The 13200-nt window shown below is 31.9% G+C and carries 17 protein-coding genes; 2 read left to right on the forward strand and 15 right to left on the reverse strand.

Annotated elements, in window-relative coordinates; genetic code table 11:
- Positions 1–20: 20 nt before the first annotated feature.
- The 12 genes from nusG to M915_RS04080 all read right to left on the reverse strand — a co-directional run bounded on the left by nusG (position 21) and on the right by M915_RS04080 (position 8299).
- Entirely contained in the window at positions 21–575 is a 555-nt protein-coding gene (nusG, locus tag M915_RS04025) for a transcription termination/antitermination protein NusG (protein WP_036729551.1), read from the reverse strand.
- 14 nt (positions 576–589) lie between these two features.
- Complete coding sequence (secE, locus tag M915_RS04030; RefSeq protein ID WP_009221864.1) at positions 590–802, reverse strand: preprotein translocase subunit SecE; 213 nt, start codon at positions 800–802, stop codon at positions 590–592.
- A gap of 19 nt (positions 803–821) precedes the next feature.
- The gene (gene rpmG, locus M915_RS04035) at positions 822–971 is read right to left on the reverse strand and encodes a 50S ribosomal protein L33 (RefSeq protein ID WP_009221863.1); all 150 of its coding nucleotides are present in this window, start codon (positions 969–971) and stop codon (positions 822–824) included.
- A gap of 132 nt (positions 972–1103) precedes the next feature.
- On the reverse strand, positions 1104–1583 hold the full coding sequence (locus M915_RS04040) for a tRNA (cytidine(34)-2'-O)-methyltransferase (protein ID WP_036729553.1): 480 nt from the start codon (positions 1581–1583) through the stop codon (positions 1104–1106).
- Position 1584: 1 nt separating this feature from the next.
- A complete protein-coding gene (locus tag M915_RS04045) occupies positions 1585–3126 on the reverse strand; it encodes an NAD(P)/FAD-dependent oxidoreductase (protein ID WP_036729556.1) in 1542 nt (513 codons plus the stop codon).
- A gap of 8 nt (positions 3127–3134) precedes the next feature.
- Entirely contained in the window at positions 3135–3929 is a 795-nt protein-coding gene (locus M915_RS04050; RefSeq protein WP_036729558.1) for a hypothetical protein, read from the reverse strand.
- 84 nt (positions 3930–4013) lie between these two features.
- Entirely contained in the window at positions 4014–5183 is a 1170-nt protein-coding gene (locus tag M915_RS04055) for an iron-containing alcohol dehydrogenase (RefSeq protein ID WP_036729561.1), read from the reverse strand.
- 32 nt (positions 5184–5215) lie between these two features.
- Positions 5216–6211 (reverse strand): tRNA (adenosine(37)-N6)-threonylcarbamoyltransferase complex transferase subunit TsaD, encoded by a 996-nt coding sequence (gene tsaD, locus M915_RS04060; protein ID WP_036729564.1) that lies wholly within the window; start codon positions 6209–6211, stop codon positions 5216–5218.
- Between the two features lies 1 nt (position 6212).
- A complete protein-coding gene (rimI, locus tag M915_RS04065; protein ID WP_036729566.1) occupies positions 6213–6647 on the reverse strand; it encodes a ribosomal protein S18-alanine N-acetyltransferase in 435 nt (144 codons plus the stop codon).
- Complete coding sequence (tsaB, locus tag M915_RS04070; protein ID WP_009221858.1) at positions 6644–7324, reverse strand: tRNA (adenosine(37)-N6)-threonylcarbamoyltransferase complex dimerization subunit type 1 TsaB; 681 nt, start codon at positions 7322–7324, stop codon at positions 6644–6646. Before tsaB ends, rimI begins: the two co-directional genes overlap by 4 nt.
- On the reverse strand, positions 7321–7770 hold the full coding sequence (gene tsaE, locus M915_RS04075; protein WP_009221857.1) for a tRNA (adenosine(37)-N6)-threonylcarbamoyltransferase complex ATPase subunit type 1 TsaE: 450 nt from the start codon (positions 7768–7770) through the stop codon (positions 7321–7323). Before tsaE ends, tsaB begins: the two co-directional genes overlap by 4 nt.
- A gap of 7 nt (positions 7771–7777) precedes the next feature.
- Positions 7778–8299 (reverse strand): nitroreductase family protein, encoded by a 522-nt coding sequence (locus M915_RS04080; RefSeq protein WP_036729569.1) that lies wholly within the window; start codon positions 8297–8299, stop codon positions 7778–7780.
- 98 nt (positions 8300–8397) lie between these two features.
- Between M915_RS04080 and M915_RS04085 the strand changes: the two genes are divergently transcribed.
- Entirely contained in the window at positions 8398–8973 is a 576-nt protein-coding gene (locus M915_RS04085; protein WP_036729571.1) for a xanthine phosphoribosyltransferase, read from the forward strand.
- 78 nt (positions 8974–9051) lie between these two features.
- Here M915_RS04085 and M915_RS04090 read toward each other — a convergent pair whose 3' ends face one another.
- Entirely contained in the window at positions 9052–10341 is a 1290-nt protein-coding gene (locus M915_RS04090; RefSeq protein WP_036729574.1) for a M18 family aminopeptidase, read from the reverse strand.
- An 11-nt stretch (positions 10342–10352) separates the two neighbouring features.
- Complete coding sequence (locus M915_RS04095; protein WP_036729577.1) at positions 10353–10904, reverse strand: DUF3783 domain-containing protein; 552 nt, start codon at positions 10902–10904, stop codon at positions 10353–10355.
- A gap of 78 nt (positions 10905–10982) precedes the next feature.
- Between M915_RS04095 and M915_RS04100 the strand changes: the two genes are divergently transcribed.
- On the forward strand, positions 10983–11879 hold the full coding sequence (locus tag M915_RS04100; RefSeq protein WP_036729581.1) for a DMT family transporter: 897 nt from the start codon (positions 10983–10985) through the stop codon (positions 11877–11879).
- A 29-nt stretch (positions 11880–11908) separates the two neighbouring features.
- Here M915_RS04100 and M915_RS07285 read toward each other — a convergent pair whose 3' ends face one another.
- Entirely contained in the window at positions 11909–13036 is a 1128-nt protein-coding gene (locus M915_RS07285; RefSeq protein ID WP_051259787.1) for a hypothetical protein, read from the reverse strand.
- Positions 13037–13200: the final 164 nt, after the last annotated feature.

Consider the following 13200-nt stretch of genomic DNA (forward strand, 5'->3'; position numbering starts at 1 on the left):
CTTGAAGCTTTTAGCTTCTACTACTGTTTAATAACTTGATTAAAATCCAATTCAACTAATGTGTCACGTCCAAACATAGAAACCGATACTTTAATTTTTTTCTTTTCATAATTACAAGAATCAATTTTTCCTACAAAGTCATTGAATGGTCCGCTAATTACTTTAACAGTCTCTCCAACTTCGTATTCTCCAAAAATTTCTTTATTATCACACACTCCGAGTGTAATAACTTCTTCGTCTGAAAGTGGCACAGGTTTTGATCCCGGTCCTACGAATCCTGTTACGCCTCTTGTATTTCTAACAAGATACCAAGATTCATCGTTCATTATCATTTTCACAAGAACATAACTTGGAAATAATTTTCTCTCTTTAACTTTTTTTGAACCTTCTTTATTCTCAACGTACTCTTCAATTGGAACTTGGATGTCAAAAATCAAATCTTCCATGTTTCGATTCACGACCATGGCTTCCATGTTTGCCTTAACTTTGTTCTCATGTCCTGAATAAGTGTGGATCACATACCATTTCGCTTCTTTTTCTCTATCTTCCAAATTGATTTGTCTTTCATCTTCCATAAATACCACCACTTTTAAATGATGAATTTAAACAATGTTAACACAATTTTGTCGTATAGAGCTAAAAGAAGAGAGAATAATATGCTAACTACAATTACTATTGCACTGTAATTTAAAACTTCTTGTTTAGTTGGCCAAACAACTTTCTTGAATTCAGATTTTACTCCTCTAAAGTATTTTGATAGACTTTTTTCTTCAGTCTTTTTTACAGAATCCTTTGCTGCCAATTTTATTCCTCCTTTTAAATTACTTTGTTTCCTTGTGAGTTGTGTGCTCCTTACAGAACTTACAATATTTTTTTAGCTCAATTCTTTCAGTATTAGTCTTCTTATTCTTGTAGGTAATGTAATTTCTTTGTTTACATTGTGTACATTCTAATACTACTCTGTCAGCCATAAAAACACCTCCTATTAATAGGGGTATACCCTTAATTTAAGTCATAATGACCCTATATTAAAATTTACCTAAATAGATTATCACAACTATGCAATTTTGTAAAGTAATTTCGATTTTATAACAACAGTTTATTTATTCTAATCCTAAAAAATCAAGTTGCCTTAATGCTTCAAATAATATTATATTTGCAGAATTCGAAAGATTTAAACTTCTTCCGTAATCTTTAAGCATAGGAATCTTTATGCAATGCTCAATGTCATTAAATAAAATATTTTCGGGAATACCCCTTGTTTCAGGACCGAACATTATATAATCTCCGTCTTTAAACTTTACATCCGTATACTTCTGCACCGCCTTTGTCGTCGCAAAATATAAACTTGCTCCGCCTTTCATTTTATCTTCATTCTTTTCTAAAAAATCATCGTAACTCTTGTAGTAATTTATATCTACCAAGTGCCAATAATCAAGCCCCGCTCTTTTTAAATGACTGCTGTCCACCGAAAATCCAAGAGGCTCAATTAAATGAAGCCTTGTTTTTGTAAGTCCACATGTTCTTGCAATTGCTCCTGTATTAAACGGTATTTCCGGTTCATAAAAAACTATATTTAACATTCTATTCTCCTCTTATTATCTTTTCTGCCGCCTTTATTCCATCGATTGCAGAAGAAACTATCCCTCCGGAATACCCTGAACCTTCTCCTATGGGATATAAATTCATAATTCCCTCCGCTTTTAAATTTTCATCTCTCAATATTCTGACAGGACTGGAACTTCTTGTTTCCACTCCGGTTAAAATTCCGTCAGATATTGCAAATCCCTTCAGTTTTCTGTCCATATTTATAATACTGTTTGAAATCACTTCGTCTACTACATCCGGATATATACCTCTGAGATTTGAAAGTGTATAACCGGGCTTAATTGTAGGCTTAATAATTCCAAGTTTTGTTGTCGATCTATTTTCCAGATAGTCTGCTATTTTTTGAATCGGAGCAAAATAGTTTGAACCGCCAAGTTCAAACGCTCTTTTTTCTATCCGTTTTTGAAACTCCATGCCCGCCAATAATTCCGTTCCGTAAATACTCTCATCAACTGTTACTATAAGTGCGGAATTTGCATTCTCTCCGTTTCTCTTGTAATAGCTCATTCCATTTACACACAACATTCCCATTTCAGATGATGCATTTATTACATATCCTCCCGGACACATACAGAATGTATATCCGCTAAGCCTTAAATTTTTATCATTGTATGTCAACATATAACTTGCGGCAGGCAAGCTTTCATTTTCACACTTATACTGGCTGAAATTTATATTTTTTTGTAAATGCTCTATTCTAAAACCAACTGCAAACGGTTTGTTTTTCATCTTTATTTTTTTAGACAACATATAAAAAGTATCTCGAGATGAATTTCCGAGAGCAAGCACATAATTATCGGCATACATCTTTTTATCTTCTGCAATTATATTTTTAACTTTTGCATTTTCTATGCATATGTCTGAAAATACTGTATTAAATTCAAATTCGCCTCCATTTTTTAAAATGAAGTTTCTCATGTTTACAATTACTTTTCTAAGTATGTCAGTTCCTATATGAGGTTTAGCATCATACAATATATCTTGAGGTGCTCCATTTTCTACAAATATTTTAAGCACCTCTCTAACTCTGATATCCTTTGAACGAGCTGTGAGTTTCCCGTCAGAAAATGTTCCCGCTCCGCCTTCGCCGAATTGAATATTTGAATTTATATTCAGTTCTTTTCCGTTCAAAAAACTGTCTATGCTCTTTATTCTGTCCTCAATCTTTTCTCCACGCTCGATTATCATAACATCACAGCCGTACTTTGAAAGTATATAGCCGCAAAACAATCCGGCGGGTCCGCTACCCACGATTATGGTTTTAGATTTTTTATGAGGTAATGAAATTTCAAAATTAGGCTCCTCATAAAAAACCGCATCCTTTATTTTTGAAAGTTTTTTCTCAGATATATTTTCTTTTATAATTACCTGATAATTAAATGTAATGCTGTTTCTTGCATCTATTGATTTTCTATATATTTCATATTCAAATTTTTCAAGTTTTAAAACCTTTTTTAACTTGGATTCAAGCAGTTGTATACTATCCTGCTCAAGCTTTATATTCTTTATTAAAATCATATTATCCTCTATTTAATTATATAAAATCCTATGCCGAATGAAATTAAATTTGCAATTATAACGCTAACAGTATTTCTAAATTTTCCGAAACTCTCAAGTGTAGCTCCAAGATAAACTCCCTCAAGTGCGAATATAAAAATCTCAACCGGAATTATAATGGTCAACGCAAAAAAACTTCCACTTTTAATCAGTGCATATGTCAAAATAACATTAAGTAAAATTTGAGTAATTAAATTTAATATAACAATTTTTCTTAAATCTCTCTTTGTTCTATATCCTACTAAGTACAAAAATCCAACTTCTAAAATCAGCGTAATAACAAAAGTTTTTAAAAATTGCAGCGAATATAGTGCCAACAAAAAGTAATTTCTCTTTATCTGCATATTCTCATAATTAAAGCTGAACTCTTCATTAAAAGCTTTTACCTCGACTTCATTTGAATATGACACTTCACCTTTTGAATTTATGACCGCTATTTTAAATTTACTCGGAACTCTATAGCTATAGTTATATGTATCGTAACCTTTTGTTTCTGATACTCTTAACCATATGGGAATTCCTCCCTCACTTTCTCGATGAACAATTAATTTATGCTCATCGGCAAACTTTAAAAATTCAGGTTCCCCTATTTTTTCTTCTTCATACAAATTATAATCCTTATAGTTATCGCACGATAAATATATCTTGAAACCTTGCGGTACATTATATACTCTTATATTCATTTCAGGCTTAGGTCCCATATCTGCAAATACTGATGTCGGTATCAAAAATAGCAATATTAGAAAAGAAAAAAATTTTTTCATATCCTCACCCTCCAAACTCAAATTAAAAATAGTAGTCTTTCGACTACTATTATATAATAATAAGCTGCCTATTCAAAATATTTCTTATAAACTCATCTTATAAATTTCAAGCACATCTTTTTCGTCAAGTTTAGCAAATCCGTTAATAATTCCATTTTTGTGTTCGATCGTAAGTTTTGCCATCTCTTCAAGATGTTCCTCTCCTATACCTACTTTTGTAAGTGTATCCGGAATTTCCATGCTATTAAAAAATTCTCTTAATGTATCTATCGCCTTATTAGCATCTGCAAATTCATCATCCGATTGCTCTATACCAAAAACATTTATACCGAATGTTCTTATTTTTGAAACTGTATCTTCATTTAAAACATATTTTAACCAGTTTGGAGTCAAAATCGCAAGCCCAACTCCATGAGTTATATCATAAAATGCACTAAGTTCATGTTCCATTGCATGAACGCTCCAGTCTGTTGCCTTTCCGCTATCTAAAATTCCGTTTATTGCCCAAGAATTTGCCCACATAATATTTGCACGAGCATCATAATTTTCAGGATTATTATATACAACAGGTCCATACTCCACACATGTCTTTAATATGCCTTCCGCAAAACGATCTTGTAAATAGCAACCGTCATTTAATGTAAAATAGTTTTCCATAGTATGACTCATAATATCCGCTACTCCTGCCGCAGTATGTTTTTTCGGGACAGAAAATGTATATTCAGGATTCATAAATGAAAATTTAGGCAACACAAGTTTTGTTCCCCACGCAAGCTTTTCTTTAGTTTTCAAATTTGTAATTACAGATACATTATCCATTTCAGAACCTGTCGCAGCTATTGTAAGTATAGTTCCAAGAGGTACCGCTTTTTCAACATTACATTTTGAAATTACAATATCCCAAGGAGTACAGTCTGTATAAACTCCTGCTGCAACTAATTTTGCACAGTCTATTACAGAACCTCCTCCTATTGCAAGAATAAAATTCAAATTATTTTCTCTTGCAATTTGAATTCCCTTTTCAGCGGATTCAACACGAGGATTTGATTCTATTCCATCTAATTCACAATAAAATATTTCATTGTCATTAAGGAGCTTCACTACATCATCATATAGTCCGATTCTCTTGATACTTCCTCCACCATAGCATAATAAAACTCTGTTTCCGTATTTTTTTATTTCCTTCGGCAATTTTTCTAATTGATCTTTCCCAAATAAAATTTTAGTTCCAACTTCAAATGTAAAATCGTACATACAATCCCTCCTAATTTAATAATTACCCATGATTATAACCCCAAATTAGGTTTTGCATAGGAATTTTTATCATAATTTCCGCTTTTATATAAATAATATCCTGCAGATGCAATCATTGCAGCATTATCTGTACAAAGTATCTTATCCGGATAATAAATTTTTATATTTTCATCTTCCGCTCTCTCTTTAAGAGCTTGTCTGAGCCCTTCATTAGCTGCAACTCCTCCCGAAAGAACTATTTTATCCATATTTTCACTTTTTGCAAGACGTATTGATTTTTCCACTAACACATCTGTTACTGCAACTTGAAATGATGCTGCAACATCTTCAACTATATAAGGCTCATTTTTTTGTTGCTTATTATGAAGATAATTTATAACTGCCGTTTTAAGCCCGCTAAATGAAAAATCATACGATCCTTCTTCAAGCATTACTCTTGGAAATTCTATATTGGCATTTCCCTCTTTTGCAAGCTTATCTATTATAGGTCCTCCGGGATATCCTATCCCCATAGCTCTTGCAACTTTGTCAAACGCTTCACCTGTTGCATCATCTCTTGTTCTTCCGACAAGCTCAAAGTCTACATAGTCCCTAACTTTTATAAGATATGTATGCCCTCCCGATACTATAAGTCCTATAAATGGAGGCTCCAAATCTCTATTAGATATATAATTTGCACACACATGCCCGTAGATATGATTTACCCCTATAAACGGTTTCTCTATCGCATATGCAAATGCCTTTGCAGAATTAAGTCCTACAAGTAACGCTCCTATAAGCCCGGGACCCCTTGTAGCAACTACAAGATCTATATCTTCATATTTTACTCCCGCTTCTTTTATTGCCTCTGCAAGCACCGTATTCATAGCCTCAACATGCTGTCTTGACGCTATTTCAGGTACTACTCCGCCAAATTGTTTATGAGTTTTTATCTGTGATGAAATTATATTTGAAAGGACAGTTCTACCATCCTCAACTACCGCTACTGATGTTTCATCACACGATGATTCAACCGCTAATACTTTCATTTTACCTTCTCCACATTATTATTGCATCTATTCCCAATCCATAATAGTCTTTACGAAGTCCCGACTCCGCAAATCCATATCTTTTATATAAGTTAACAGCTTCTATATTATCCGTTCTAACTTCAAGCGTGATTGGATTATTTCCGTATAAATCAATCAATTTATCCATAAGCAGTTTTGAAATTCCGATTCCTCTATAATTTTTATCAACTGCTATATTATCTACTGATACATCTCCAAGAATCTCAGAAATGAAAATATACCCGACCAAATCCAATTTTTCATTTTCCGCTACATAATTATGCGCAAATTCATTTTCTAAAACGCTTGTAATTAATTTTTTAGACCACGCATCATCAAATGAGCTTTCTTCTATCTTAAATATGGCGTCGACATCTTCTGTTCTCGCTTTTCTTATTCTAAATTCACCATTCATATCTGTTTTAATTTTTTAAAATTCTCTTCCGCCTGAGATAGATTTATATAATTCGGCAAAACATCAAACAAATTATCCGACCCACGCTCTCTATATTCGATTATGCCGAGTCTTGCAACATTCGCTCCTCTTATAAGTCTTTCCTTAGGCATTTTCAAATTCATCTTATCTTTTAATTTATCGTAAAAAAACTCAGCTCCCGCTCCAAGAATTACAACAGCTTTTCCAGAAAGTTCATTTGCAATTTCATCTATATCCATAAGTCTGTCATCTTTAACAGTCCTAATAACATCTGAATTTTTATATATACCAAAATAAGCTCTGTTTCTCTTTGCATCTATGAGCGGAACTATAAATTCACTTCCCTCATAAGTCATGGCAACAGCTTTTAAAGAAGACACTCCTACTATTTCCTTATTTAATGTCTGCGAAAGAGTTCTTGCTATTGTAACAGCTATTCTCGTTCCGGTAAATGAACCCGGACCGATTCCCACGGAAATTAAATCTATGTCCTTTATTGAAAAATTTATCTTGCTGAATATTTCAGATATCATATTTACCACTTCTTCCGAATTATACATGTTCGCTGATAATTCATAAGAGGCTATTTCTCTGTCATCCTCAACAAGTCCTACAGAAGTTTTGAAAGTAGAAGTATCTATCCCAAGTGATATCATCTTAAATCCTCCATTAATTCTTTAGCTCTATCTCCCACGGCATTGATTTCAATTTTCCTTTTATTTTCATCCAACTGAGTTATATTTAACTCCAAATAACATTCCGGTAAACTTGAACTTATTCTATCTGCCCACTCCACAACACATACTCCGTCTCCATAAAAATATTCATCAAATCCAAGATAATATACATCATTATCTCCCTCTAATCTATATGTGTCAAAATGGTATAAATTAAGTTTTCCGTAATACTCATTCACTATCGTAAATGTAGGAGAAGTTATATAATCATCTATTCCCATTCCAATGCCTATACTCTTTGTAAGGGTCGTCTTGCCTGCGGCAAGGTCTCCGTTAAGACAAACTACATCACCTTTTTTCAAAAGGCTGCCAAGTTTTTCTCCAAATTTTTTTGTTTCTTCAAGATTATTTAAAATTAGTTCCATTCTGCCCTCAAAATTTTTCATAATGTACATGACTTTCAAATTCCTTTTTCCTTTTTTCTGAAGGAATTTCAGCCTTATAGCCAAGTCCAATAATACATTCTACATTATATTTAGCAGGAATTTCAAGAGCTTCTCTTATAACATCTTCAGAAATTCTACCCTCATCATTTGTTGCACCTCTAACATTAGCCCAGCAGCTTCCTATATCTAAATCTTCTGCTTGAAATTGAATTACTGTAGCCGCTATGCAGGCATCTTGGTTATATGTTACCGGCGCTAACTCCTTATCTGTTAAAACTGCTATTGCCGCTTTAGCTCCTTTCAAAAATCCTGCACCATGACTTTTAAAATGCGAAAGCTCATCAAGTATTTTTTCATCTTCTATCAAAATGAATTGTAAACTGTCTAAATTTTTACCGGTAGGAGATTTAAGAGCACTTTCTAATATTATTTTCAATTCTTCTTGTTTTATTCTATCCGATTTATATTTTCTGATACTTCTTCTTTTTTCAACAAGCTCTTTAAACATAATAATTCCTCCTTGACTTTTTTATATTATACCATTATTTTATACTTAATATCCTAAAAATCTTTGATTTTTTATAACATTATTCGGGGGAAGTAAACATGAAATTATTGGAAGAAAAAATAATAAAAGACGGCTATATTTTAGATGAAAATATAATAAAGGTAGATTCATTCTTAAATCATCAGCTTGATATAAAATTTTTATCTCAACTTTCCGATGAAATATATGAGCATTTTAAAGACAGAAATATAAATAAAATTCTCACAATTGAAGCATCGGGAATCGCACTTGCAACTGTATTGTCACAAAAATTCAATTATATTCCCGTCGTATTTGCCAAAAAGCAACACCACAAAAATTTGGGTGACAAAGTCTATCAGGAAGAGGTAAAGTCATTTACAACAGACAAAAAATATTCAGTCACAGTTTCAAAAAAATTCCTCTCCGAAAAAGATAATTTACTGATAATTGATGACTTCTTAGCAGAAGGTAATGCTTTAAACGGTCTTATAAAAATATCTCAACAAAGCGGTGCAAAAATAATCGGACTTAGTGTGGCAATAGAAAAAGGATTCCAAGACGGAGGAAAACTTATAAGAAAACTCGGTTACGATTTATTTTCTCTTGCAATTATAACGGATATCAAGGATAACAAATTTACATTCAAAAAATAGAACAAATAATATAACTTTTTAAACACAAAAAATGATATGTATCCCGCTTGTCAAAAGAGGATACATATCATTTTTTCATTATTTATATAATTCTAAAAATACTTTATATAAATATAAATTGTCATCTACCGCACAAAGTTCCCTTACAGAATGCATTGAAAGCATAGGATTTCCTATATCAACCGATTTTATATTTATATGATTTTGAGTTATAGGTCCTATTGTTGAACCTCCTCTCATATCGGAACGATTATAAAAACTTTGACACGGAACTTCCGCTCTGTCGCAAAGCCCCTTAAATATTGATGCCGAAACCGCATCAGATGTATAAGCTTTGTTCGCTGCATATTTTATAACAGGTCCTCCTCCAAGCAAAGGTCTGTTTGTAGGATCCGCTTTTTCTCCAAAGTTAAGATGAACAGCATGTGCCATGTCCGCTGAGATAATATAACTCAAATCTATCGCTCTAAAAAATTCTTCTCTGTTTTTTCCAAGTCCTATTGCAATTCTTTCAAGCGTATTCTCAACCATAGGGCTGTCTGCACCTTGTCTTGAACTGCTTCCGACTTCTTCGTTATCGGTACATACCATAACATTAACACCGCTACCCGAGTCGGTATCCATAAGTGCTTTTAAACTTATATATGCCATAGCAAGATTATCAAGTCTTCCCACAGAAACAAACTCATTATTTAATCCAAGTATTTTGCCGCCGTTTCTGTCATATAAATATAAATCATAGTCTGTAATGTCATCTGTCGAAACCGAAAGTTCTTTTGCCAATAAATCAACAAGCATATCTTCTTTTATTTCTTCATTAGCTAATCCCATAAGAGGAAGTGTATGTGTTTGCGGATTAAACTCAAATCCTTTATTAATATCCCTGTTCATATGAATTGCAAGGCTTGGTATTATAAGTAAATCCCTATCAATTTTTACCAGTTCAATCTTAGGATTTAATAAATTATCTGATTTTAATACAACTCTTCCGGCAATGCTTAGCGGTCTGTCAAACCATGTCGATAAAATTGCTCCTCCATATACTTCAGTGTTTAATTTTAAATTGTTTTCAAATTTCATTTGTGCATTATTTTTAATTCTAAATCCGGGTGAATCACTATGAGAGCCTACTATTTTAAAACCGGTTTTCTCAACATCATTTCTTCCAATTGTAAATGCTATAATAGAACTGTCATTATTAGTTATATAACATTTATCACCTTTTTTAAGTTCCCAATTATCCTTGCACTCAAGTTTTTTAAAACCGAATTTTTCCAAAAGCCCCGCCATATTTCTTACCGCAAAATAAGAACAGGGACTGTTGTCTATAAATTCAATAAGCTCTTTTGAAATTTTTACTGCATCCATTAATATACCCCCTATTTAAAAATTACTTTACTTAATCTATTATACCTCTCATCTATATCTTTTTCACTTATATCTTTAAGTTCTCTTATACTAAGTGCAAAATCAATTTCTTCTTTGAGATTATTATTATTATTATTTTCTTTTTCAAACTTTTCCTGTGCTTTTTTTATAAGTCTGCCAAGTTCATTATATTTATTTACAATTTTATGTTCATCTTTTATATGAGATATTAAATATCTGAAACTCCAATTTTTTGATGTAGGTGTTATAACCGCCTTATGCGGAATAATTATCCCCTCTTGTTTAATTTCAAAAGCAAATTTTCCAAGAACTTCTCTTTCAAAATCAGAGAATAATAAAAATTCAATTTCTCCTATTTCGTCACAACTTGAATTATATTCTGTATCATCTACTTCGACTCCCATTAAAATTCCGACCTTCTTATCTATATCATCATATTTTACTGTTTCAGTTTCAATACCGAGATTGTTTGCTATTTCTATAAGCTTTAAAAATCTTTCACTTTGAACATCAAACCCGTAAACCAACATTCTTTTATCCATAATTCCTCCCTTTTTTAACTCTATCAATCTTTACATTTATACCCAGATTAAAGTATAATACAAATCGGAGGTTTTTTTATGCAAAAAAATAGTAAAATCATGTTAAGAGGATATATTATGACAATAATCGGAGCGACCTTTTGGGGCTTTTCCGGCACCTGCGGACAATATCTGATGAGTACAAAGGGGCTGGATGCTAAAATTATTGTAAACACAAGACTTATATTTGCAGGACTTATACTTATTTTATTATCTCTATATAAGAATAAAACAGAAACCTTCAAAATTTTTAAAAATAAAAAAGATACATTGACTTTAATAGCCTTCGGTATATTTGGAATGTTATTTTGTCAGTTTTCATATTTAATTACAATTTCAAAAACTAATGCACCAACTGCAACGGTTCTTCAATTTTTAAGTTCAATATTTATTGTAGTAGGTGTTTGTATAAAAGAAATGCGTGCACCAAAAATTAAAGAAATAAGTTCAATTGCACTTGCACTATTGGGAACAGTTGTACTTGCAACTCACTTGGACCTAAGTACACTTGTAATAAGTAGTTCCGGACTGTTCTGGGGTATATTAGCCGCATTTTCCGTAGTTATTTATACCTTACTTCCAATAAACATATTAAAAAAATACTCAAGTTCTGTTGTTACAGGATTCGGTATGTTTATCGGAGGCATTGTCATTACTTTTTTACTCCAACCTTGGAAATTTTCCGTTAATTTTGATATGATGACAATACTCGGTCTAATTGCGATGATAGTATTTGGAACTGTCCTTGCATTTAATTGTTTCCTAACCGGTGTTTCTATTATAGGACCTGTTCGCGGTTCTCTTATCGCCGGACTTGAAGCTGTTTCTTCACTTTTGTTTTCAATAATTTTATTAAAAGAGAGCTTTATGATGATAGATTTATTCGGAATGCTACTTATACTTATGGCTGTTACGGTTTTAAGTTTCAATAAATAAGGACTTACTTTGAAAGTAAGTCCTTTTTATTATTTATTCAATGATATAGTTTCATTCTTCATGGTATTTACATTGAAGTATGTCAAATTGCTTCCTTCTATTTTTGCATTTTGTGTTTGATCTTCTGTTTTGTAAATTGCCATTCCATTTTTATCAAATACTATTAATTTATATTTAACCCCCAAATCATATGTGAATGTAGAAAGAACATAATTACCTTTTTTCTCAAGTGTTTCTACCTTCGCACCCGGATTAAGATTTACATTATTTTTTGAATACAACTCTCCATTACTTGCACTTACATAAAATACTTGACTTCCATTTGAAACTATCTTTCCATCTTTTACATTACTGTTTGAAATTACAGTGTCAAATGTTCCCTTATCCATATCATAAGAATAAAAGCTATTTCCCGATGTAAAATATAGCTTGTTTCCATCTTGATAAAAACTCTTTACTTCAAGATCACTTAACATCTTAACATCTTTATTTATTGAACTTTCTCTAAACAATCTATAATTTGTTCCATTTGTCTTTATCACATAATAATTCAAGTTATAATATATTGTACTTGAATAATCTTTGTAATCATCAATTGGATTTTCAGGTGGCTTAGGAGTAGGAACACTGCCGCCGGAATTGTTGTTTGATGTAATAACAAGACCTTTCTGATGTGTAAAATTATATTTCCAGCCAAATTCATTTACACAAAATCTCCATGTCATAGGAAAATATGTCACATCTCTGAAAACCAATAAAGGATATTCCTCATTCCTGTTTACTATTGTCTTTCCATTTACTGTTATTTTAAAATTAGGAACTGTTACAGGATATACGTCTGCATTTTTTCTGTTAGTCTGATAAAAATCAAATTTACCGTTTATTCCGGTTTGATTAATTTGAAGTCCTGAATACTCGCTCCAATTTGTTTCAACTCCTAAAAATCTTGTTGTATTGTATGTCATAGGAAAATATGTTATGTCCTTATAGACGATAAGCGGATACCTCGCATAGCTATTGTCTACACTAACTCCATTTAACGTAACATTAAATCTCGGAAGTCCCACATAAGTTCCCTGTGCATTTACCTTTGGAGCAAATGCTATTAATAGTACAAATGCTATTACTAAGGAATAAATTTTTTTAATACTCTTCATTTTTTATCATCTCCTTAACTATAAGTTTAACCTATTCCATTTAAAAAATAAATTGACAATCTAATTACAATTAGAAGTCAAAAATATTAAATTATCAAAATTTACTATAACTTTTTATTTCATCATAATTTTAATTTATGTTATAATGAACCTTATAGTGATGG

The organism is Peptoniphilus mikwangii (assembly GCF_000468535.1).
Lineage (GTDB): Bacteria > Bacillota > Clostridia > Tissierellales > Peptoniphilaceae > Anaerosphaera > Anaerosphaera mikwangii.

Excerpts from the sequence above, each read along its gene's own strand:
- M915_RS04080 (WP_036729569.1), bottom strand. The coding sequence starts at position 8,299 with ATGTTTAAAGAGCTTGTTGAAAAAAGAAGAAGTATCAGAAAATATAAA.
- M915_RS04045 (WP_036729556.1), bottom strand. The coding sequence starts at position 3,126 with ATGATTTTAATAAAGAATATAAAGCTTGAGCAGGATAGTATACAACTG.
- M915_RS04095 (WP_036729577.1), bottom strand. The coding sequence starts at position 10,904 with ATGGATAAAAGAATGTTGGTTTACGGGTTTGATGTTCAAAGTGAAAGA.
- M915_RS04100 (WP_036729581.1), top strand. The coding sequence starts at position 10,983 with ATGCAAAAAAATAGTAAAATCATGTTAAGAGGATATATTATGACAATA.
- M915_RS04085 (WP_036729571.1), top strand. The coding sequence starts at position 8,398 with ATGAAATTATTGGAAGAAAAAATAATAAAAGACGGCTATATTTTAGAT.
- M915_RS04040 (WP_036729553.1), bottom strand. The coding sequence starts at position 1,583 with ATGTTAAATATAGTTTTTTATGAACCGGAAATACCGTTTAATACAGGA.
- M915_RS04090 (WP_036729574.1), bottom strand. The coding sequence starts at position 10,341 with ATGGATGCAGTAAAAATTTCAAAAGAGCTTATTGAATTTATAGACAAC.
- rpmG (WP_009221863.1), bottom strand. The coding sequence starts at position 971 with ATGGCTGACAGAGTAGTATTAGAATGTACACAATGTAAACAAAGAAAT.
- M915_RS04050 (WP_036729558.1), bottom strand. The coding sequence starts at position 3,929 with ATGAAAAAATTTTTTTCTTTTCTAATATTGCTATTTTTGATACCGACA.
- nusG (WP_036729551.1), bottom strand. The coding sequence starts at position 575 with ATGGAAGATGAAAGACAAATCAATTTGGAAGATAGAGAAAAAGAAGCG.
- M915_RS04055 (WP_036729561.1), bottom strand. The coding sequence starts at position 5,183 with ATGTACGATTTTACATTTGAAGTTGGAACTAAAATTTTATTTGGGAAA.
- M915_RS07285 (WP_051259787.1), bottom strand. The coding sequence starts at position 13,036 with ATGAAGAGTATTAAAAAAATTTATTCCTTAGTAATAGCATTTGTACTA.
- tsaD (WP_036729564.1), bottom strand. The coding sequence starts at position 6,211 with ATGAAAGTATTAGCGGTTGAATCATCGTGTGATGAAACATCAGTAGCG.
- rimI (WP_036729566.1), bottom strand. The coding sequence starts at position 6,647 with ATGAATGGTGAATTTAGAATAAGAAAAGCGAGAACAGAAGATGTCGAC.
- tsaE (WP_009221857.1), bottom strand. The coding sequence starts at position 7,770 with ATGGAACTAATTTTAAATAATCTTGAAGAAACAAAAAAATTTGGAGAA.
- tsaB (WP_009221858.1), bottom strand. The coding sequence starts at position 7,324 with ATGATATCACTTGGGATAGATACTTCTACTTTCAAAACTTCTGTAGGA.